Consider the following 19,432-nt stretch of genomic DNA (forward strand, 5'->3'; position numbering starts at 1 on the left):
AGGGGCTCCTGACCCGCTGCTACTCTTCCCTCATGGGGATCATGAAGAAGCTGACCGGCTGGCTGAAGGGTGCGGATCACGAAGCCGAGGCGCCGGAGAAACGGGCAGACGAGCCTGCCGTCGTGGCGCCGGAGCCTTCACGGGAGGTCGTAATACCTGAGACGTTGCTTGTTCCAACCCCGGCGAAGGCGGCGCTGGAAGATAGCAGGCCAGCACTAGCGGAGCCGGTGGCTGAGCCAAAAACGCCGGGCGTAAGGAAGGTCATGCTCGACGAGGCGGGGCTCTCGGTGCTGGACCTCCGCGAGCTAGCGTCCAGCCGCTTCCGGATTGTCGGCTCGGCGTACTGGGTGACCGACTCGGGACGATACAAGCACGGCGGCAACGATTACTTGTTGGTCCGCGAGCCGAAGAACAAGTGGGACGCCAACGCCGTCGCCGTGTACGGCAAAGGGCGCAAAGTGGGTCACCTGACGGAAGCGAAGGCGGCCGCCCTGGCTCCCATCTTCGATGAGCTTGGCTTCGGCGCCTACCGGGTCGGCGGCACGGCGCCAGCGCCGAACTCGATCCGTATGTGGGTCGACCTCCCGGCCCTGCCAAAGCTCAGGGCCTTTGCTAAGAAGGTAACCAAATGAGTCTTGGGGATTTGTTTACGGCACCGGACTGGGGCACTGTTCCGGACTGGCTGGCGGCTACCGGGACTGTTTCCGCCGTTGTGCTGGCGCTCAGCTTGGCGCGGCGAGATAGCAAGCGACTGGAGACAGAGCGCAAGGAAGCAATGGCTGATCGTGAGCTATTCCGACAGCAGCAAGTCGCGGAGACTGAAGCAAGGAAGAGAAGTCTCGCCGCGAAGGTCTCGCTTGTTGCAAAAAGGACGACGTTGAGTTTGCAACCGGGCGCTGGCGTACCACGGCAACTGGTCGACTGGAGTGTTCATAACAACGGGGACGAACCGATTTCTATGGTTTCCATCGTCCAACGGTTGCGACCGGAGGCGCCTGGGGCAGATAAAGCGGCCACTGAAATTTGCCACACCTGGCCGATGATTGAGCCGGGCGGCACCCGCGAGTGGCGCACGGACGTTTACCGCGACCCGCAGGACTTTGAGTACCAGCGGGAGGTTCAGTTTACGGACGGGACCGGTCAGCGGTGGCAGCGCAAAGAGTTGGGCGCGCTGCGGACGATCGAACCGGGCGACGACGAAGCTCTCAAATTCATGATGTTTCCTGCCTGAGCGGCGTTAAATGCAAGAAAAGCCCCTCCGCTGAGCCATTGGGGGTTGGCTCGCCGGAGGGGCTTTTGTGTGCGCCGGTGGTCTCGCTCTCCGGCGCCGCTAATCCGTCCTGTCAATGGCCATTACGTTCTGCCCATGGGCGGCCAGTTGATGTGCCCGCTGGTGGCCAGTAAAACTGCCCGGTTATGGCCAACAGATCTGCCCACTGATTCGTTTCGGCGGGGTCGGCCATCGTTGGGTTGGTCAGTTCAAGCGGGTCACTCCTTTTCCGGCGAGGGCCTGGGTAAGACGGACGGAATCGCCGCTGGTCTGGCAGACGTGGGCGTGGTGCAGCAGTCGGTCAACGGTGGCGGTGGCGAGGGTTTTGGGCATGAGCTCATCGAACCCGGCGGGGTGGAGGTTGGAGCTGATCGCGACGGAGCGTTTTTCGTAGGCTGCGTCCACGACCCGGTAGAGGCCTTCGGCGGCGTCCGTGGCCACGGGCAACAGACCAATATCATCGATGACCACGAGCTCGGCGCGCAGGATCCGGGCAACGGCCCGGGTGACGCTGTCATCGGTTCGGTGGGCGCGGATGAGGACGCCGAGGTCCTCGAGCCTGAACCAAGCGACCCGCATTCCGGCTTCGACGGCCTGCTGGCCGAGGGCTTCGAGGAAGAACGTCTTCCCCGTCCCCGAGGGCCCGCAGACGACCAAGTTTTCCCTGCGGGTGATCCATTCCAGGGTCCGCAGTGCCTGCTGGGTCGGGCCCGGGATGGAGGACGCTGCAGGGTCCCACGCCTCGAAGGTCTTCCCGGTCGGGAACCCGGCTGCTTTGCGGCGGGAAGCGAGCATGGACCGGGCCCGGCCGGCGGCTTCCTCCGTGAAGAGGGCCTTGATGACCTCGGCCGGTTCCCACCGCTGGGCGCGGGCGGTCGCGATCAGGTCCGGGGCCAGCGCCCGGGCGTGGGGCATTTTCAGGGACCGCATCAGGGCCTCCAGGTCCGCCGGTAGCGGCGGAGCCACGGTATTGGTCGTGGTGACGGGGCTCATCGGGCCTCCTCCGGCGTGGTGATGGTTGCGGGGTTGCCGATCGCGGCCCACGCCCCTGTTCCTTGGGTGAGGGAGGTGGCTTCGTTGGCGGCGTGGGTGGTAGTGCGGCGGATGTTGGCGTTCAAGATCGAGGCGAGGTCCGGGTGCGCGAACCGGCCGTGCAGGGCGGCGTCGCCCAGGGCCCGGTCGACCTGATCAGTGCCGGCGATTTTGGCCAGCGTAACGGCTTCGGCCATTTTCACGTTCATCCTTGCGGTCCCGGCCGCGGCGGCCTCGACGAGCCAGGTTCTGGCGCCTTCGCCGATGGCCAGGAACGCGGCCTCGTCCGCGCTGCGGGCCCTCACCTCGTAGTCGCCGGGGAGCTTCGCCCGGGTTCCGGGGAAGTGTTCGTCGTTGATGGCGGGGCTGCCGGGCCGTGCCCGTTCGTGGCGGGCGACTTCGACGGGCCCGGTCGTGCCGTGGTGGACGATGATGACCTGCTCGCCGGGCCCGGTGCCGTGGGTGCGGACGAACACCCGGGCTCCGAGCAGGTGGGCCGGGACGGAGTACTGGGCGTTTTCGAAGGTGACCATTGGGGTGTTCTCCGGAACGCCGCGGGCCAGGCCGAACGCGACCGTGTGGGCGGTGTCCGGGATCCGGTGCAGCCGCGGGGCTTCCTCGGCGAGCATGGCCGCGGGTTTCCGCCGCGTCGTCCGGTGCTCACGGTGATTGACCTCGTCCATGAACGCCGTGCAGGCGGCCTCGAGCTCGGCGAAGGTGCGGTAGTCATCGCGGAGGTTGGTGTCTTTGGGCACGAGGTCGGCCTTGGCGAGTTTCACGGACGCTTCGACTCCGCCTTTGGTGGCCGGGTCCGCCGGTTGGCAGGTCAGCACGGTCACCCCGTAGTGCCGGGCGAAGTCCAGGGTCTGCTGGTTGCGCACCGGGACCCCGGCGACGTGGGCGGTGGTGACGGTCTTCTCGTTGTCCGTGAGGACATAGGTCGGCGCCCCTCCGAGGATCCGGAAGCACCGGTCCAGGGCCGCGAACACGCTCGGCGCGGTCCTGTCCCTGAGCGGGATCACGATGCGGAAGCGTGAGAACGCCAGCCAGGCCACGAAAAGGATGGTCTTCACCCCGCCGATCCGGGGCCCGTCGCCGAAGTCGTACTGCAACCACATCCCCGGTTCTGTGATCCACGGCCGGTGGACGCGGGTGTGGCCCAGCCGCCACGCGGCTTTGACCTGCGCGATCGCCCGGCGGGTAGACCGTTCCGAACCGGTGTAGCCCAGAGCGAGGAGCTTTTCGTGGGCCTTGTCGGCCCGGATCCGGCCCTTGGAGGCTTCGATCCATTCCTCGATCTTGGGCAGGAACGCGTCGGTGACCCGGCCGCGGGCCGCGGGTTCCCCGATCGGCCGGCCCGCGTCACGGGCGGTGACGTGTTTAGCAACGGTGTGGTGCGAGCAGCCCGTGAGCTCCGCGGTGGCGCGCAACGATCCGGTCAGATCGTAGGCAGCAAGAATTTCCATGATTTCTCCGTCAGACTTCATACAGGGCCTCTTCCTGGTTCGCTTTTGGTGCGCTTAGACACCGTCATCAAACCGCAGGGAGAGGCCCCCACCGCTTAAAGACGCGGCAGGAACAAGTAAGGAAGTGGGCAGATCTCATGGCCACCGGCGGGCAGTTCTGCTGGCCGCCAGCGGGCACTTTCGTGGCCGCCTATGGGCAGTTTTTCATGGCCGCTAACACCGTCCCGCTGTCGTGACCAAGGCTCTGCCAATAGTCATGCCAAGAAGTCATGTCGCTCCGTCCCGCCACTTCCATGAACCCGTGAGCTCATCTGCTCACTCCATGGAATACTACGGACGGAGCACCAATGTTTTTTGCAGCGGTGGACCCGGGGATCACCCCGAACGCGAGCTTTCCCTTCCTGGAATCGCTTAAACAGATCGGCGGGGGCATCCTCGTGGGCGCCTTCATCATCATCGCCATCGTGGCAATCATCGGTGCCGCGATGCTGCTGGCGGGCAAGCTTAGCCAGTCATCCCGCCTCGCCTCCGGCGGGGGCGTGATCCTCCTTTGGACGGGACCGGTGGCCGCCATTCTCGGCGGCATCAACGGCTACATCCTCTGGTCGCAGACGGCGTTCCCTCTCGGGTTTTAGCTCATGCCTGTTGAGTGCGACCTCAATGGATGGTGGCCACCCGGCTGCGGCCTGGTCTCCCAAGCCAACGACAACGTCTTGGGTGCGGTCACCTCACTATTCGCCAACATCCTTCAGAACATGGCGTCCTGGCTGTGGGCTTTCATCACCGGCGCCTTCACCGTATCGAACGTGGACGACTCCCAGTGGCTGTCGGTCGAGGGGCTGACCAGCTGGTGGGTCATCGTCATGCTGACCCCGCTCGTTGTCGTGATGATCCTGCAAGTTCTGTCGGGGCTGGTGAGCCAGCAACCGAGACGGATCGGACGGGCGATGATTGGGGGAGCGGCCGCCATCCCACTGGTCGGGGCTGCCGTGTATCTCGTCCGGCAACTGACGCGGGCAAGTGACTTAGCCTCAGCCGCGCTGCTCGAATCGATTGGTTCTGACCCATACCTCGTGTTCATGAGGCTTTTCGGATTTGAACGGGCACCAGAAGGAAGTGGTCGTGAATGGAACTTGGTCTCGCTGGCACCTGGGACGACAGGGGGCCCAGCGGGCGCCGTCGTCGTTACAGCGATGGCAGTTATCGTCGTGTGGATTCTTGCCTTCATCCTGATGTGCTCGATGATCTTCCTCTCCTTTGCACTCGTCGTCTTGGCGGCCGTCGCGCCGGTGGCGTTGATGCTTCTGCCCTGGGACAAGACAAAGTCCTGGGCACGCCGCTGGTGCGAGGTGGTCATTGCCCTGGTGGTGGCGAAACCCTTAGCCGGAACGGTCTTGGCCGTTGCAGTGAAGCTCTTTGCAGAGTCCGAGTCCTTTGCCGGATTGGCAGCTGGCACGGTGGGCATGGCGCTTGCCTGCGGCGCACCTCTGATGGCCCTGCGCTTGGTTAGCTTCGCAGGCGGGGAACTCGCGGCAGCAGCCCAAACGGCCGGTGGCGGCCACGTCCTTTCCCGGAGCAGCAGTGTGGCGGCTCGCCAGATCAGTCGGCAGACAGGTGGTCGCCTGACGCTTGCCGGACTAGTAAATCGGTCCACCATGACCCGACCGATCAGCTCAAGCCGCAGCCTCTTCCCGACACAAGTGCTGGCACCGGCCGTACGGTCCGGGATGCCGTCGCCCCAGAGTGACGGCGGCCAGTTGGCCTTGAGAACCTCGCCCTCCAACGGAGGCCCGAACACCCTGCACCCACCGGGGTCGCAGCAGGGCTTAGTGCGCATAGACCCTCACGAAAACAGCGGTACCGCCCCGGCATCCGCCCGGCAGGCCCCACTCGGAGATGTCGAACCGCGAGCGCATCCCAACGCAAGCCCACCGGCCCCTTCGAGGGTGCGGCCTCCGAAACCCCATCCACCAAGAATCGACCCTCCGAACGGAGGAAACCCATATGTCTGACGAGGCTCGTGCCCTCGAGGCCGTCAAATTCCCGAGGTACGAGCGCCGCGGCTTCTTCCTCGGCCTCAAGTGGTACCAGTTGCTGATCGTCGCAGGGGGAGGGGCAGTTGCCATAGTGGCTTCTGCCAGCAGTGGGCCGGTTGGCCTTTTTTCCTCCGGACCCCTCTGGCTTGGGCTTATGCTGCTCGGGCTCCTCCAGTACTCCCGCATTCCTTATCCCGTATGGGCGAAACAGCTCGCTGTGTTCTTCTACCGGGCAGCGGCAGGGCAAACACGGTTCCTTGCAAAGCCCGCAGCTCCGCAACTGGCTGGCCGACTCGCGCTCCCGGGCGGTCTCGGCAACCTGGAGATCCGAACAACGGCCAGTGGTGAGTGCTTCATTGTCGACCGTCACGGCAGGGAGGCGATCGCAGTCTTGCGCTGCAGCACTAGGTCTTTTGCACTCTTGGACGCAGACGACAAAGCCTGGGCGGTCCAGGCCTGGTCGCGTGTGCAAGCGGGCATGGCCCAGCGGCCAGGCGTGGCCAGGATCGCCGTCCAGGATTACACGGTGCCCTATCCGTCGTCGGCGCTCTGGGAGTTCTACAAAGACAACGCCATCCCGGCGCAGGCTGGCGAGAAGACTGCGTGGGGACAGCGCGCGTATGAGGACTTGCTCGGTGCAGCCGGATCGACCATGAGCCACGAACTCTTGGTCGCGGTTGTCTTCGACACAAGCAAGGCTCGACGACGGATCAAGGAGTCGGGCGGGGGACTGGTGGGCCTGGAACGCGTCCTGAGACTGGAAGTCGAGGCCATGAAGACGTCGCTCGGTACGCACAGCGTGAAGGTAGAAGAGTGGATTGGTGAAGTCGGACTGCTCAGCATCATCGGTGGCGCATTCGATCCCGCCGCTTTTCCGGCCGCCAAAGCGCCGGCGGCGGCAGCCCCGCCGTCGGACGAACCGGCAAGTAAGGCGATGGATACTCTCCACCGCCACGGCCCGATGGCAGTTGAGGAACACTGGACCTACCTGCGGACAGACACCGGGTTCCACCAGACCTTCTGGATCGCTGAATGGCCCCGCCAGAAAGTCTTCCCGGGCTTCCTGCACCCCTTGATCTATGTGGGAGAATTCCGCCACACGTTCACGGAAGTCATACGGGCAGTGCCCACCGCTGAAGCCCTCCGTGACATCCGCTCCGCCCAGGAGGCGCATGAAACCCGCCGCCGCATCAACGCCCGCTTCGATAGGCCGCTCACCCGTGAGCAAAAGGCCGAGGAAGAAGAAGTGATCCAGAGGGAGGAAGAGATAGTCGCCGGCCATGGTGACGTCCGCCCGGCGGCCTACATCACCGTTACGGCGGCCTCACCGGAGGACTTGGCACGGCATCGCCAGGAACTTGAGTCCGCTGCCGCCGGGGCATTCGTTGAGCTTCGGCTTCTCTACGGACAGCAATGGGCCGCGTTTGTCGCCGGCGGGCTGCCGCTAGGAAGGGGGCTGCGGTGAAACAGGCATTGAAAAGCTTCGAGTACCTACCCTCGGGAAAGACCCGGACGGAACGGAAGGCACGACGGCGGCCCGCACCACCCGCTGCAGGGTGGGCGAGTGCCGGGGAAGGCGAAAAGCAGCGCGACCCCCAGGGGCTTCGCCTCGCGGGTGACTGGGGGAGAAACGAGCCAAACTCGCTGCGGGGTCCGCATCGGTTACGGCCCGCGCCCCACCGTGCATCGACCATGACGTTTGCGGCCGCGTACCCGTTCCTTACAGAGTCGGGGCTTGGACACGAGGGAACCTACATCGGCACCGACGTGTTCGGGTCCGGGGCCTTCTCCTACGATCCATGGATCCTGTACGACAAGGGGATCATCAGCGGCCCCTCCATTGTTGTGATCGGGACGGTCGGCACCGGCAAGTCAATGTGCGGCAAGTCGTTGGTAACGCGGTCAATCACCCTAGGACGAAAGGCAGCTGTCGCGTCTGACCCCAAGGGCGAGTGGGTTGCGGTAGCGGAGGCTGTTGGCGGCAAAGTCATATCCATTGGCCCGGGCCGCCCTGCAAGGGTGAATCCCCTCGACGCCGGTCCCCGCTCCACTGCCCTTACAGAGGCTCAGTGGCAAGCGGTGGTGAGGCAACGCCGTCGCTATCTCCTGGGAGCCTTGGTTTCACTCATGCGGCAGGGCACGCCCCTTCGGCCTGTGGAGCACACGGCCTTGGACATCGCACTCATGGAAACCATGGCCGAGAACTCAAACCCAACCCTGCCCATGGTGCTGGACCACCTCCTCAAGCCGTCGAAGGAGATGACCGCCCTGGTCGGCTCAGACGGAGCAACCGCCGTCAGCCATTCCCTGCGACGTACAGTGTCCGGTGATCTCGAAGGGATGTTCGACGCACCATCCACGGTGGCCTTCGACGCAGACGCCCCCATGATGGTGATGGATACGTCAGCACTGATCGGCGCATCCGAGCAGGCGCTTTCGCTGGCCGCAGCGTGCGGCGCCACGTGGTTGGAAGCGGCCATCACCAATCCCGACGGCGGGAAGCGGCTTGTGGTGTACGACGAGGGTTGGCGGATGCTCGCAGATCCGTACATGTTGGCAAAGATGAGCGAGCAGTGGCGACTCGCCAGAACCTACGGGATCGCGAACCTGCTCATCATGCACAAGGTCGCGGACCTGAACGAGATCGGTGACAGCACGAGTGGACACAGGCAGAAAGCCCTGGGCCTGCTGACTGAGGCTGACACCAGGGTCATTTACCGGCAGAAGCACGATGCGATGCGCCTGACCAAGGAAGCGCTCGGCCTGACCGAAGCTGAATGCGAGCATGTTGAGAACCTTCCGAAGGGTGTCGGGCTCTGGAAAGTGGGCAACCGCTCCTTCATCGTTGCCAATCGAGTGACCACTGACGAGCTTGCCGTTTTCGGGACAGATGACAGGATGCTGTGAGACGGCCAGCGAGCTCGCGGGCGGCAAGCGACAACCCTTTGGTCACCGCTGGGCTTGTCGCCGCCGCAGCCTACGTAAGTCTCTGCGCAGTGGTGCAGGCAGCAGCGCACGTGGCCGGCTCTTGGCAGTGCGGCACCATGCCGCCGTCGCCCTTCAACCCTGCCGCCGCCGTCGGACTCATCGCCAACAGAATGGAATGGATCATTGTTCGCCGGGCTGATTGTGTGCTTGGCACAGACAGCGTCTGGTGGGTTCTCACCCCGGCTCTACTGCTGGTTGGTGCGCTCGCCGTGGGTGAGGTGGTCCTTTGGCGGCGATGGAAGCAATCGGGTAGTTGGCTGCGCCAAGACATCTTGAACCGCGACGGCGTTGCCCGCCGAGCGGAGATTCTTCACGATTTTGGGGCGAGGGCCGTGCGGAAAAGAGGAAAGTTCACGCGTCCAGGACTCGCAAACCCTTCGGTGCAGGACCTGTCGTGGACGCTGGGCCGCTCACGGGGCGTCACCGTTCATGTTTCCACGGAGGAGTCGATGGTGATTCAGGGTGCGCCACGATCCGGCAAGGGCTTGTACGTCGTCATCAACGCCATTCTTGATGCGCCGGGGGCAGTCGTCACGACATCCACGCGTGCGGACAACCTGGTGGTGACGATGAAGGCGCGGGCTTCCGGTGGGCGACCCGTGACCGTCTTTGACCCACAGGGTATGTCGGGGATTCCGTCGTCGCTTCGCTGGTCGCCGGTACGCGGGTGTGAAGACCCTGACATTGCTACCCGGCGGGCGCTGGTTATCACGGCGGACACCGAGATGAAGGGCGAGAACGCCGCCTGGCAAAAGCGCTCGCTGATAGTTCTTCAGTGCCTGCTCCATGCCGCGGCGCTGACTGGCGAGGGAGTGACGGCTTTCCGACGCTGGTCTTCCAGTCCGGTACTGGCGCGGGAAGCACTGGAGGTGCTGAGCCGGCCGGAGGCTGCACTTGGCTGGCAGGCCGACCTAATGGGCATCCTGGAAGATGACCCTCGAAATACGTCCAATTCGTGGATTGGGGTTTCGGCGGCGGTGGCGCCTCTGTCCTCGCCCAAGGTGCTGGCCGCGCTGAATCCGCAGGATGCGTCTGAAGAGTTTAATCCGAAAGCCTTCATCCGGGAGCGGGGAACCCTGTACCTGATTGGCACTCGGGCTGGAGCCGCTGCCGCAGGGCCGTACTTGTCCGCGCTGATTGATGACATCGACAATGCAGCGCGGGAAATGGCCTTCGTATCGCCAGGAGGACGGCTGGAGCCACCTCTTTCCTTGATCCTCGACGAAATCGCCAACCTGGCCCCATGGCCCGGGCTGCCTGTGGCGCTGTCCGACGGCGGCGGTATCGGGATCTCAACGCTCGTCGTTTTGCAGTCGTTGTCCCAAGCCCGATCAGGCTGGTCCATCGATGAGGCATCGACCATCTGGGACTCGGCGATCATCAAGGTGATCTTTGGCGGTGGATCCGACGAGAGGGACCTGCGCTCGCTAGCGGGTTTGCTGGGGGAGAGGAGCCTCACCCTCACCACGCGGTCCTGGTCCTCCGCTGGCAGGCAGGACGGGGAGCAGATACGCGAAAGTCCTGTGATTGCTCTGGACGAGATTCGGCGCCTGCCCGCAGGCACCGCGCTCATGCTTGGGCGGCGGACTCGACCGATCCTGCTCGACCTACTCGAGTGGCACAAGCGTAAAGACGCAGGGGAGCTGCGCCGCTTGAAGGCGGAGATGGAGCGCATCTTGGCCGACGGGCACAGGGAGCGTCAACAAAAGACCGAAGGGGAGCCGGATGCGCAGCCATGACGAGACCGAGGAGTTCGATGTCCCGTCTGCCGGCTCCTTTGGGGACGACGAGATCACCGCGCAGTTGTTTCGATCCGCTTTTGGTGCTTCAGCTGCTTCCAAGAGCGTGACCCGTCGCTGGCGGGACATGACGGCCGAACAGGCGCAGGAAGTCTGGGGCGCCCTTTTCTCATGGGTGCGATGGCTTGTCGCGACTTATCAACTGACGACGTCGGTCGTTCCAGACTGCTGGTGGCGTCACCCCGAGATTGTGGCTGAGTTGTATGCGCTTCACCGCGCCGAGCTTGCCTCCTACGCCCAAGATGACCCGGGTTTCGGCCCGCTTGCCTTTCACGAAAGGCTCCCGCACGCCGTCGAACGCTTGCGGATGCACACCAGGACTGCCGGGTGTGTAGGGCTGCAGGCACATAAGGAGCCTGCGCCTCGAATCCTGTCTGGTGATGACCCTGACTTTGTTGAGTGGCGGAAGGCTGCTCATCAATTGGTTGCTGACTTCTGAGTCATGTCGCTCTTGAGGTGCTTAACCATGAACGGGTGTCTGCGCAGCGATGCTGCGGTCCAAGAAGCATGAAGGGTGGCTGTCGTGGCCGCTACACCTGAAGTTCCATCTAGCATTTTGCCTGATCAGAGCTCTCCGGAAGCCAGCGTCGGCGCTCGCCGTATGGCGCCCGAGGAGCGAATCGCCTCATTGATGGATGGCCTGCACTCGATCCTTGAGGAGGCGGTCGAGTCACCTTCACATTGGCAGGTTCTGCTCGATGCCTCAGCCAATTTGTGGCGGTACTCAGGTGGCAACGTCGCCTTGCTCATGATGCAGATGGCGCAGCGGGGTACGGACGAGCCGACGCTCGTCGCAGGGTACAAGGAATGGGAACGACACGGCCGCGCTGTTCTTCGGGGCGAGCATGCCCTGTGGGTCATTGCGCCTCGGACTGCCCGTGTGCAGCAGATGCTGCTGCCCGACGGTACGCGCCAGCGCATTCCTCTGGGTGACACGCTTCCCAAGGGTGCTGTAGATGAAGGGAAGAAGACTCTCATCACGGGTTGGCGTGGCCAGGCCGTCTTCGACGTTTCCCAGACCCAGGGGGCTCCGCTGCTGATTCCCAAGCCGAGTGATGCCCCGGCCATCGACGCGCCGCACTTATGGGGGTCGCTGGCCCGGGTTGCACGCACGCACGGCTTCTCTATCCAGGTCACAGATGCGCAGTTCGGGCTGACGAGCGGCTTCACCGACTTCGCGCAGCATCAGATTCAAGTAGGGGGCTGGCTGAATGCGGAGGAGCGGGTCGCCGTCCTGGCGCACGAGCTCGGTCATGTTTTGCTGCATGGGCCGGATGACAAGGTGGGAAAGCTGTACGGGAGCAGTGTGGACCACCGCGGCCTCGCCGAAGTCGAGGCGGAGTCTGTGGCGTACACGATCCTCAAGGCTCATGGCATCGACCGGGGTCCGCAGTCTGCAAGCTACCTGGCCGGCTGGGCTGATGCAGTGATTGAAGCGGAGCACTCAACCGCTGTGAACAACTCGTCTGCGAAGCAACCCGCCTCGCGGGTGGATATTGCGAAGTCAGTCTTAGGCCGCGTCACGGCGGCAAGCAAGGACATCCTCGAATCCACGAATCCGCAGGGTTTTGGTGGGAAGGTTCCCACTGCTGAAGTCTCGCCCCGGGTCCAGGGCCAGGAGACCTATGCGGGCTTGGAGCAGCCGGGCGAGCCGTCCCGTGGCTTGGAGATCTCGGGCCCCTAGGGCATCCACCAACTGTTGGACGGGAGAGCCCCGTCTACGAATGAAAGGGCAGAAGATATGAGCACCAAGATTCCGGTCAACATTGTTGGCAATCTCGTTGCGGACCCCGAGCTCACGTATGGGGAGTCGGGTGTAGCACACGCCAAACTGCGGGTTGCTGTGAACCAGCGGATTCAGGGAGCAGACGGCTCCTGGCAGGACGGAGAGCCTGTTTTCCACAACGTCTCCGCGTTCCGGGCGCTCGCAGAGAATGCTTCGAACTCCTTGAAGAAGGGCGACCCGGTTACGGTGTCGGGGGAACTCGAGTTCCGTGCCTTCGAAAAGGACGGGGAGAAGCGTGAAGCGCGCCGCATTGTGGCTGAAACCATCGGCCCTGACCTCCGCTTCGGCACGGCTGCTTACCATCGCTCTCCACGTGCCGCGGCTGGTCCAGAAGCTGGAGTGGGTGCTGGCCTGCAGGCGGCTCCCGAAGCAGCGCAACCCGCCTACAGCATCGCTACGAAGGGACCGGTGGCCGCGCCCCCTTTAGGCGGGCCGGCGCGGGCTGACATAAGCATGTAGCTGACTGCTGCTGGCAGTGTGATGGCCTGATCCTCATTGGACCAGGCCATCACGTTGTCAACGCTCCACATGTACCTCAGACGCTTTCGGCCGCCGCTTTAAGACAGTCGGCGGAACTGTCCAGGCTTCACCTGCACCAGGATCGGCAGCGCGAGCTGGACCGGTGCGGCGCCGACCGGCTTGTCGAGAAGATCGTTGATCGACGTCTGTCCTCTCAGCTCCCGTAAGGGATCTCTTTCCATGCCCACGACCCTAGGCACGACCGCGAGCCTTGCGTTTCTTCGACACGCGCGACGCTACCCGATGGTTACCTGAGCGTCGCCGGGATGGCTGCCAACTACAGCGCACTACTGCCCTTCCACTCATCAGGCTTTACACGCCTGATGCTCGAGGAATGCGCCCAACCCATGTGGTATTTGCCGGAATTATCCAGCCACTCGATGAGGCCGTACTTGTGGGTCCACCCGACGGCTTTGCCATAAATTCCGCTGACGTACACAAGCGGACGCCCATACTTCGGGAAATCTCGGATGGGTGCGGTGTCATCTATTGGCCGGCTTGCTTCGGCGTCCATGCGAATCATCATTCGCTCGACATCTTCAAGGGAGCCGGACTTGATCATGAAGCTATTTTAGAACATACATTCGAATGTCTGTATCGCCAGAGTGTCGTAACAGTAGATGCCGCTTAGGGGCTCCGGCCTTCGGCGGGTGCCCAAGCTAAGCAGTCGGCGGCTCGAATGAAATACGTCTCAGGCCAGGGTGCGCTCGGCATTACTTGAGTGGGGTCGGGGGCGATGAGCAGGACGGACCCTGGCCATAGTGGTTCGGGTAGTGCTTCTATCCAGGCGCGCTGAACGTGGTTGAAGCGGTTCCACATGATGGTGACCCACGCGCCGGTGGGTTGCACCGCGTCGACGCTGAGGAGGGTCACCTCTGTCGTGGTCCCGCTGGCCAGCTTAGCGTTGTCGAAGGATCGCCATCTGTTTGCTGCCTTAGCCAGCCAGGTCCGCCGTCGAGCGGATCTTTTCCCCCATAACAGCGCCAGCACTAAAACAGTTGCCAGCAACAAGCTGCCAACGATGACCTTCATGACGAGAGGAAGTTCCGTGGCGGCCAAGGCTATGAGTGAGAGGGCAAAGCCTATGAAGACAACCGCGCTGGCTATCACTAGTCCGGTTGTCGCTACCTTGGGTCTTACCGCCGGATTGACGACCATTCGCATTACCTCCTTATCAGATTAGAGCTGCCAGCCGGCACTTGTAAGGACGACTTGCTGAGAAAGGGCTGAATCCACATGTGAGTCATCTAGTTGAGCGGTGCCACGGCGATAAGCATTGTTGATCGCTGCGTTGATTCGTTCACGCTGGCCGCGTTGTTCCCATTCGTAATTCGTGGGAGACGGGCCCAGAGGGAGGGGAGAGTCCGGCAGCGCCCACCTGTCGCGAAAGACGGCAACGTCACGGACGAGCTGCCAGGTTTCGCCGCTGGTGCTATCTCCGACGGCTTCGAGCAAAGCACGTTTCCACTCAGGATCGGCTGTCAGCGCTGCCATGCTCACGGTCTCCGTCCTTTGGGAGATACGTACCCTGACCTGCTGAATCATCGACGCTAAATCAGGGCGCGGAATGGTGAGCTTTTCAACCAGAGGTTCCTCAACCGCCGTCGTCCTTCCTTTCATGAACTGGCGTAAGCGCACGCTGAGGAGGGCGCAGCGATCATTGGCACTGCTAGTTTCTTGGCAGAACTGGCTCAGTATGCGCTCGCTACGCTGCCGGCTGACGGCTGTGGCTTTCCGCCATGCCGCGACAGCTGCACCCCACGACGGAGATTGTTCGAATTCCGGTGAGGCACCAGGGGCTTGTTCGTCCAACTGCTGCCTAAGATCCAGTCCTGCCGCGATCTGCGCGAGGTAGTCATACTCCGCGTAAAGCCGCTCAAGGCTGTCCGCCTTCCTGCGCTCCGCGTCACGCACCTCGTGGGCGGTACGCTCAGCGCCTTCCGCAGCGAGTACCTCGCCGAGGATTCCCTGCCATGAGAGCTGCATGGATGGATCGAGAGCAGGATGGTCGGCGTCGTCACCTTCGCTGACGTAGGCAAAGTTGCCGGAACGGCCACGGGTCATGCTCACATACAGCAGCTCGCGCGTGAGCCGGCCCCGAGTGACTACCGTGTGGCCGGTGTCCACCGTGATGCCTTGGGAACGGTGCGCCGTGGTCGCGTAGCCCACCTCGACGGATGTCTCCAGATACGCCCGGGGGAGTAGGACGCTCGCGCCTGTGTCCCGCCGCCGCGCGAGCAGGGAGCCGTCACGCCGACTGATGCCTTCGACGTCGAACAGCGTTCCATTCCGCACGAAAGCACCGCTGCTGTCCACGAGCTTCCGGTCATTTCCCCGGGCGATGATGGCGTCACCGGAACCCGCACGTAAGCCATCGCTGAGCAACACCGTCTGATCGGGATCAACCTCACCCCGCGCCACTCGATCCGCCTGCGCCCGTTCATTGAGCATGCTGACCGTTTCGTTGTCGGCGGCGATGAGGATGGACGACTTTCCTGCCCGGGTATCGGCCTGCCACGCGAGGTACGCCTTGTCAGCCATATCCAGGTAGCTACCGTGCCGGATCCTTCCATGGTGTGCGTAGTCGGATATAGCTGCGTAGTCACCCTTCCGAAGCTTCAGCGATGCTGTGCGCTCCCACTCCTCATGGAATCTCCAGATCGTGCTCAGCCGTGTTGCCTTCCCTTGCCGGTCCAGCCAGCCAAGAACGCCGCCGGCGTCGATGGCGTCCAGCTGCCCGGGGTCGCCGACCAAAAGGATCTTCGCGCCGGCTTCCTGGGCTTGCTGTACGAGAGCTGCGAGTTGGAATGTCGAGACCATTGACGCTTCATCAACGATGATGAGCTGATTCGCATGGAAGCACCAGCGTTGCTGGGTGGCAGTGAGCTGCGCAGCCTCCTGCGCTAATGCGATGCTCCAGCGCTCGCCGACGTGCGCATTGGCCAGTTGCGTCTGGACGCTGAAGAAGCGTCCGGCCCTTGAGTTTGCGCCTTGACCCGCCGATTCATGCAGCCACTTGGTGACATTCTCGGTTGCCATAGCGAGTTCCCGGCCCAGCACTTCGGCGCTGGCAGCTGCCGGGGCGAGGCCAACAACGCTGCCGGCGCCGTACTCCGCTTCCCATACTGCCTTCACTGCACTCAGCGTGGTCGTCTTTCCCGTGCCCGCTGGCCCCACGATGGCGTCGAGCCGGTGGCCGCTCAGGACCACCTCGGCAACCGCGGCACGCTGGTCGGAGTGAAGCACTCGGCTCTCCGGCTGTTGGACTTGGTCAAGAACATCCATGATGACGCCGGCACGGACTGCCGGCCCGCCGTCGTCGTTCCTTGCCGCTATGACCGCGTCCTCACAGGCCAGTGTGGATGTATCGGTGTAGAGGCGCGATCCGTGGAAGTCGAAGACGCTTCGTGGTCCATGCAGGACATCTGCCTCGGCATGGGCGGGGACGGTGTACCGGTAGTCATTCAGCGGCACGGACTGCTGCTCGGCCGCGGTGGCGACGGCGTGCATGAGCGTGCTCCTGTCCGCCGCCGTCCGGCAACGCACCTGGGCGCAGACGCGTTCGGCTTCCGCGATGAGATTCCAGTGGTTCCAGGTGGAGCGTTTGTGAGCGACCCGCTCACGTGTCAGGGTTGCGACGGCGCAGATCCAGTCAGACGTGAAGTCAGTGAAGCCAAACGGGGCGATTCGGGAGCGGTTGATCGTGGCCGCGATTACGTCGTCCGGTGGGAATCCTTTGGCGGTGGCGCGTGCCTTCCATTCTCTGGATAGCTCGTGCAGGGGCGTGGGGAGCTCGGACTTGGGGACGCGTGTGGCCAGGGTCGCTTGCTGCCGCAGCTTGATGACCGTTGCTGTGCTTGGCGGATGGCCGTGTTCCGTTGTCCACTCCGCGACGAGGCGGTCTGTTTCCACGTTGATCAGCCGGGACCGGTTGGAGAACTCGCGGATGAGGTCCTCGTCGATCCCGGTGAGCTGCTGGCTGGGATTGCCCGTAGTGGCGACGGGAAGGCGAATGTCCGTGTCGCTGCCAAGGCGGCGGTGGAGGGCGTCGAATAAGAGCCCGTTGTAGTGTTCGCTGGCAGCCACGGCAGCCTTGTAGAGCGTGCGGGAGTCGAGGGTCACCCAGGCTCCGTCGGTCATGCGCTGGATGCGGTTGGCGATGACAAGGTGTGTGTGTAGTTGCGGGTCGCCGGTGCGCGACTCCCAATGGTCGAAGGCGGCGGCAATAGCGCCCATCGTCCCGACGTGGGCCACGCCGTTTCGGCCGGCACGTGTATGGATGACCTGCTCTTCCAGCCAGGCAAGAGTTGCCTCCACCGCCTCGTGGTGGGTGCGGAGAATCTGGTCTTGCGTACTGCGAGGGCTGAGCGCCCAGAGGACGGACACCGACTTCGGCACGCTAAAGGTCAGGTCGAAACCTACGACGGCGTGACTCACCGTGGGTGGGCCGGTTTTGTTTTCGACGGCGGTGGGTTGGCTGTGCGGGCGGCCCAGCGGTGTGCTGGTGTCCGGATGGACGGCTAAGTCGAACACTGCTTTCGCGTCTGTTTCGGCGACGACGTCGCCGGCTCTCCTGTTGATGCCTGATAGTCCGCTGCCGGTCCACCGGCCTTCAGGCGTCCCGGCTTTCATGTAGTAGGTGGTGGCGTCCGGGGGAGTGGCGGAGAGGTCATCCATCATCGTGGTCTTGAACAGGTAGCGCAGACCTGATTGTGCCGAGAGGCGCGCGATGGACATCGTCATGGCCGCGCCGCTCTTGCCTGGCGCTTGGATGGATGCCATCCGCGGCGGTTGAGGATGTCCAGCGTTGCGGGGTCCAAGGCGACGTCTTTTGCGTTCGCAAGCGAAACCAGCCATGCTGCGAGATGCGCGAGATCCTGCACGTTGGTCCGTTGCGCACGCTTCAGCCGAGCTACTTCGAGCTGGAGGACATTGTTGCTTTGACGCTGCTCGGAGTTCTCGGCCTCAAGCCGATCAATCTCATAAGACTGAGAGCGGAGCTTGGACTGGAGAATCTCGACACGGCGCTGGCAGATCTTCGTGCTCGTTTCCAGCTTGCGCTGCAATGCCTTCAGCTCGTCCGTGATAACTATGGCTCCGGAGTCAGCCGCTACCGGCACGGCAGGACGGCGGGCAGTTCGACGCATCCTGTCCCGCTTCCTGTTGCCGCAGCGGATTGAACAGAAGCGCTGACTTTTGCGGGAAGACTTGAAGCTGCCCGTGCACTCTTCGCAAATCTTGACGGTCACGATGGTTCATCAGTCCGGGGCCGGGTTTCGACATGACCGGACGTGAGCTGTCCTCACGCTGATGACCTTTGATGCCAGAGGTGTGAGCAGTTGACCTGTGATGGGCAGGTGGGGGTTTGCAACAACTGTGGCATCGGTATCGACGCTGGGCGTGTGGAGGATGAGGCGGACCGCTGAATAGTCCCACACAGCTCGTGGTACTGCTGCCGCAGATTCGAGGACAGGCAAGGCTCGGACAGGCGGAGGCCGCGCAGCTTGGATTCTTAATTGTCCAGACGCGATCTGGACAATTACGCAACACGCTGTTGCACAATTGCCAGGCACCCGCCGACACAAGCTCAGCAAACAGGGACGGCAGTCAGATTTGAATCTAAGACTCTTCACTGGGCATGTGCAGAAATGGCTTTCGCACCCTATTCTGACGGTCTTTCAGCGTTTCCTGACGTCAGTTTGGGGTGTGCGCTAACCGGACGGCACTCTCTGGCGGTGTGCACGGCCGTCCACCCGCTGTCCTGGATGACCTGGATGACCTCAAAAGGTTCAGTCACGTTCGTGCGCGCAGACAAATAGACCACCGTCGAAGGCCGGTGATTCAATGCCTTGGGGGCAGCTAATCACCAGCCTTTGCCGTGTCCCGCGACTGTTGATGCCTATCAGTCAGCACGACTGCTGGACGATACGCCGCAGAGTGAATTCAGGAAGTCCTGTAACGTCGGAAGCCGCGGAGTGCCAGCTGCACCCGCACCGGCCATTGCCGATGCCTTGACCAAGTCCGGCAGGGCAGCTTTCTCAAAGGGATAAATGAACACCAGCACGCCAGCCCAGAACCCTGCGGTCGCCCCTGAGCCGGGCAGTGACCCTGGTCCTCCTCCCGGGATGCCCCTCGGAGCACGCCGACTCGTGCTCATAGGAGGGCTGGCTATCGCAGTCGGGCTTGTCGCCGGGCCATTCCTGTTCGGTCTCCAGCTCATCGCCGTCGCCGGGATGGTGGCGGTGAGCGTCGCCTTGTCCCACGGGACCGGCACGTCATGGTTCACGCGGTGGCCACGTATGACAACGGCGGCTGGCGGGGCCTGGATCGCGGCCACGGTTAGTTACTGGTTGACCATCAAGGCCGCTGCCGACGCCGCAGCCCCTGTCTCGGAAGCGTCCTCAGTGCTTTTCTACATCGGAGTTGCCGCCTTCGTGGTCATGGCCATCGCTGTCCTGGCGGGCACCGTAGCGCGGTTCAGATCGCGCAAACTTCAGGCCGCAAAAGCCTAAGAACCCAAACAGCCCCATACCCGC

General features: G+C 63.2%; 17 protein-coding genes. 11 read left to right on the forward strand and 6 right to left on the reverse strand.

Annotated elements, in window-relative coordinates:
- The first annotated feature begins 32 nt into the window (after positions 1-32).
- Both AC4BCK_RS08695 and AC4BCK_RS08700 read left to right on the forward strand, forming a co-directional pair.
- The gene (locus AC4BCK_RS08695; protein ID WP_330188526.1) at positions 33-632 is read left to right on the forward strand and encodes an HIRAN domain-containing protein; all 600 of its coding nucleotides are present in this window, start codon (positions 33-35) and stop codon (positions 630-632) included.
- On the forward strand, positions 629-1,231 hold the full coding sequence (locus AC4BCK_RS08700) for a hypothetical protein (RefSeq protein WP_330188525.1): 603 nt from the start codon (positions 629-631) through the stop codon (positions 1,229-1,231). The genes AC4BCK_RS08695 and AC4BCK_RS08700 overlap by 4 nt, the downstream gene beginning before the upstream one ends.
- Positions 1,232-1,474: 243 nt before the next feature.
- On the opposite strand, the gene istB is transcribed toward AC4BCK_RS08700, so the two are convergent.
- Positions 1,475-2,263 (reverse strand): IS21-like element helper ATPase IstB, encoded by a 789-nt coding sequence (istB, locus tag AC4BCK_RS08705; RefSeq protein ID WP_237428195.1) that lies wholly within the window; start codon positions 2,261-2,263, stop codon positions 1,475-1,477.
- Positions 2,260-3,789 carry an IS21 family transposase gene (istA, locus tag AC4BCK_RS08710; RefSeq protein WP_237428196.1) on the reverse strand — a complete coding sequence of 510 codons (1,530 nt, stop codon included), beginning with the start codon at positions 3,787-3,789 and terminating at the stop codon, positions 2,260-2,262. Before istA ends, istB begins: the two co-directional genes overlap by 4 nt.
- A gap of 326 nt (positions 3,790-4,115) precedes the next feature.
- Between istA and AC4BCK_RS08715 the strand changes: the two genes are divergently transcribed.
- The 8 genes from AC4BCK_RS08715 to AC4BCK_RS08750 all read left to right on the forward strand — a co-directional run bounded on the left by AC4BCK_RS08715 (position 4,116) and on the right by AC4BCK_RS08750 (position 12,836).
- Positions 4,116-4,403: a hypothetical protein gene (locus tag AC4BCK_RS08715; RefSeq protein ID WP_056084497.1), complete on the forward strand. Its 288-nt coding sequence runs from the start codon at positions 4,116-4,118 to the stop codon at positions 4,401-4,403.
- Between the two features lie 3 nt (positions 4,404-4,406).
- Positions 4,407-5,780 carry a type IV secretion system protein gene (locus AC4BCK_RS08720; protein ID WP_490566838.1) on the forward strand — a complete coding sequence of 458 codons (1,374 nt, stop codon included), beginning with the start codon at positions 4,407-4,409 and terminating at the stop codon, positions 5,778-5,780.
- On the forward strand, positions 5,773-7,269 hold the full coding sequence (locus tag AC4BCK_RS08725; RefSeq protein ID WP_330189272.1) for an SCO6880 family protein: 1,497 nt from the start codon (positions 5,773-5,775) through the stop codon (positions 7,267-7,269). The genes AC4BCK_RS08720 and AC4BCK_RS08725 overlap by 8 nt, the downstream gene beginning before the upstream one ends.
- Positions 7,270-7,496: 227 nt before the next feature.
- Positions 7,497-8,711, forward strand: a complete 1,215-nt coding sequence (locus tag AC4BCK_RS08730; RefSeq protein ID WP_082497496.1) for a hypothetical protein — start codon at positions 7,497-7,499, stop codon at positions 8,709-8,711.
- Between the two features lie 89 nt (positions 8,712-8,800).
- Positions 8,801-10,531 (forward strand): type IV secretory system conjugative DNA transfer family protein, encoded by a 1,731-nt coding sequence (locus AC4BCK_RS08735; protein WP_330189273.1) that lies wholly within the window; start codon positions 8,801-8,803, stop codon positions 10,529-10,531.
- Positions 10,518-11,030: a hypothetical protein gene (locus AC4BCK_RS08740; protein ID WP_330189274.1), complete on the forward strand. Its 513-nt coding sequence runs from the start codon at positions 10,518-10,520 to the stop codon at positions 11,028-11,030. Before AC4BCK_RS08735 ends, AC4BCK_RS08740 begins: the two co-directional genes overlap by 14 nt.
- A 162-nt stretch (positions 11,031-11,192) precedes the next feature.
- Positions 11,193-12,275, forward strand: a complete 1,083-nt coding sequence (locus AC4BCK_RS08745; protein ID WP_330194310.1) for an ArdC-like ssDNA-binding domain-containing protein — start codon at positions 11,193-11,195, stop codon at positions 12,273-12,275.
- A 57-nt stretch (positions 12,276-12,332) separates the two neighbouring features.
- On the forward strand, positions 12,333-12,836 hold the full coding sequence (locus AC4BCK_RS08750; RefSeq protein WP_330189276.1) for a single-stranded DNA-binding protein: 504 nt from the start codon (positions 12,333-12,335) through the stop codon (positions 12,834-12,836).
- Positions 12,837-13,173: 337 nt separating this feature from the next.
- Here the strand turns inward: AC4BCK_RS08750 and AC4BCK_RS08755 are convergent, their stop codons facing one another.
- The 4 genes from AC4BCK_RS08755 to AC4BCK_RS08770 all read right to left on the reverse strand — a co-directional run bounded on the left by AC4BCK_RS08755 (position 13,174) and on the right by AC4BCK_RS08770 (position 18,145).
- The gene (locus AC4BCK_RS08755) at positions 13,174-13,458 is read right to left on the reverse strand and encodes a hypothetical protein (RefSeq protein ID WP_330189278.1); all 285 of its coding nucleotides are present in this window, start codon (positions 13,456-13,458) and stop codon (positions 13,174-13,176) included.
- Between the two features lie 65 nt (positions 13,459-13,523).
- The gene (locus AC4BCK_RS08760; protein WP_330189279.1) at positions 13,524-14,054 is read right to left on the reverse strand and encodes a hypothetical protein; all 531 of its coding nucleotides are present in this window, start codon (positions 14,052-14,054) and stop codon (positions 13,524-13,526) included.
- A 21-nt stretch (positions 14,055-14,075) separates the two neighbouring features.
- Positions 14,076-17,678, reverse strand: a complete 3,603-nt coding sequence (gene mobF / locus AC4BCK_RS08765; protein WP_330189280.1) for a MobF family relaxase — start codon at positions 17,676-17,678, stop codon at positions 14,076-14,078.
- Positions 17,636-18,145: a hypothetical protein gene (locus tag AC4BCK_RS08770; protein WP_330189281.1), complete on the reverse strand. Its 510-nt coding sequence runs from the start codon at positions 18,143-18,145 to the stop codon at positions 17,636-17,638. Before AC4BCK_RS08770 ends, mobF begins: the two co-directional genes overlap by 43 nt.
- A gap of 801 nt (positions 18,146-18,946) precedes the next feature.
- Here AC4BCK_RS08770 and AC4BCK_RS08775 point away from each other — a divergent pair.
- Positions 18,947-19,408: a hypothetical protein gene (locus tag AC4BCK_RS08775; RefSeq protein ID WP_306971032.1), complete on the forward strand. Its 462-nt coding sequence runs from the start codon at positions 18,947-18,949 to the stop codon at positions 19,406-19,408.
- The last annotated feature ends 24 nt before the right edge of the window (positions 19,409-19,432 follow it).

It is taken from the genome of Pseudarthrobacter sp. As-47 (assembly GCF_058215595.1).

What these genes read in the sequence shown, in the direction of transcription:
- AC4BCK_RS08695 (WP_330188526.1), top strand. Translation starts at nt 33, where the DNA reads ATGGGGATCATGAAGAAGCTGACCGGCTGGCTGAAGGGTGCGGATCAC.
- AC4BCK_RS08700 (WP_330188525.1), top strand. Translation starts at nt 629, where the DNA reads ATGAGTCTTGGGGATTTGTTTACGGCACCGGACTGGGGCACTGTTCCG.
- istB (WP_237428195.1), bottom strand. Translation starts at nt 2,263, where the DNA reads ATGAGCCCCGTCACCACGACCAATACCGTGGCTCCGCCGCTACCGGCG.
- istA (WP_237428196.1), bottom strand. Translation starts at nt 3,789, where the DNA reads ATGAAGTCTGACGGAGAAATCATGGAAATTCTTGCTGCCTACGATCTG.
- AC4BCK_RS08715 (WP_056084497.1), top strand. Translation starts at nt 4,116, where the DNA reads ATGTTTTTTGCAGCGGTGGACCCGGGGATCACCCCGAACGCGAGCTTT.
- AC4BCK_RS08720 (WP_490566838.1), top strand. Translation starts at nt 4,407, where the DNA reads ATGCCTGTTGAGTGCGACCTCAATGGATGGTGGCCACCCGGCTGCGGC.
- AC4BCK_RS08725 (WP_330189272.1), top strand. Translation starts at nt 5,773, where the DNA reads ATGTCTGACGAGGCTCGTGCCCTCGAGGCCGTCAAATTCCCGAGGTAC.
- AC4BCK_RS08730 (WP_082497496.1), top strand. Translation starts at nt 7,497, where the DNA reads ATGACGTTTGCGGCCGCGTACCCGTTCCTTACAGAGTCGGGGCTTGGA.
- AC4BCK_RS08740 (WP_330189274.1), top strand. Translation starts at nt 10,518, where the DNA reads ATGCGCAGCCATGACGAGACCGAGGAGTTCGATGTCCCGTCTGCCGGC.
- AC4BCK_RS08745 (WP_330194310.1), top strand. Translation starts at nt 11,193, where the DNA reads ATGGCGCCCGAGGAGCGAATCGCCTCATTGATGGATGGCCTGCACTCG.
- AC4BCK_RS08750 (WP_330189276.1), top strand. Translation starts at nt 12,333, where the DNA reads ATGAGCACCAAGATTCCGGTCAACATTGTTGGCAATCTCGTTGCGGAC.
- AC4BCK_RS08755 (WP_330189278.1), bottom strand. Translation starts at nt 13,458, where the DNA reads ATGATCAAGTCCGGCTCCCTTGAAGATGTCGAGCGAATGATGATTCGC.
- AC4BCK_RS08760 (WP_330189279.1), bottom strand. Translation starts at nt 14,054, where the DNA reads ATGGTCGTCAATCCGGCGGTAAGACCCAAGGTAGCGACAACCGGACTA.
- mobF (WP_330189280.1), bottom strand. Translation starts at nt 17,678, where the DNA reads ATGGCATCCATCCAAGCGCCAGGCAAGAGCGGCGCGGCCATGACGATG.
- AC4BCK_RS08775 (WP_306971032.1), top strand. Translation starts at nt 18,947, where the DNA reads ATGAACACCAGCACGCCAGCCCAGAACCCTGCGGTCGCCCCTGAGCCG.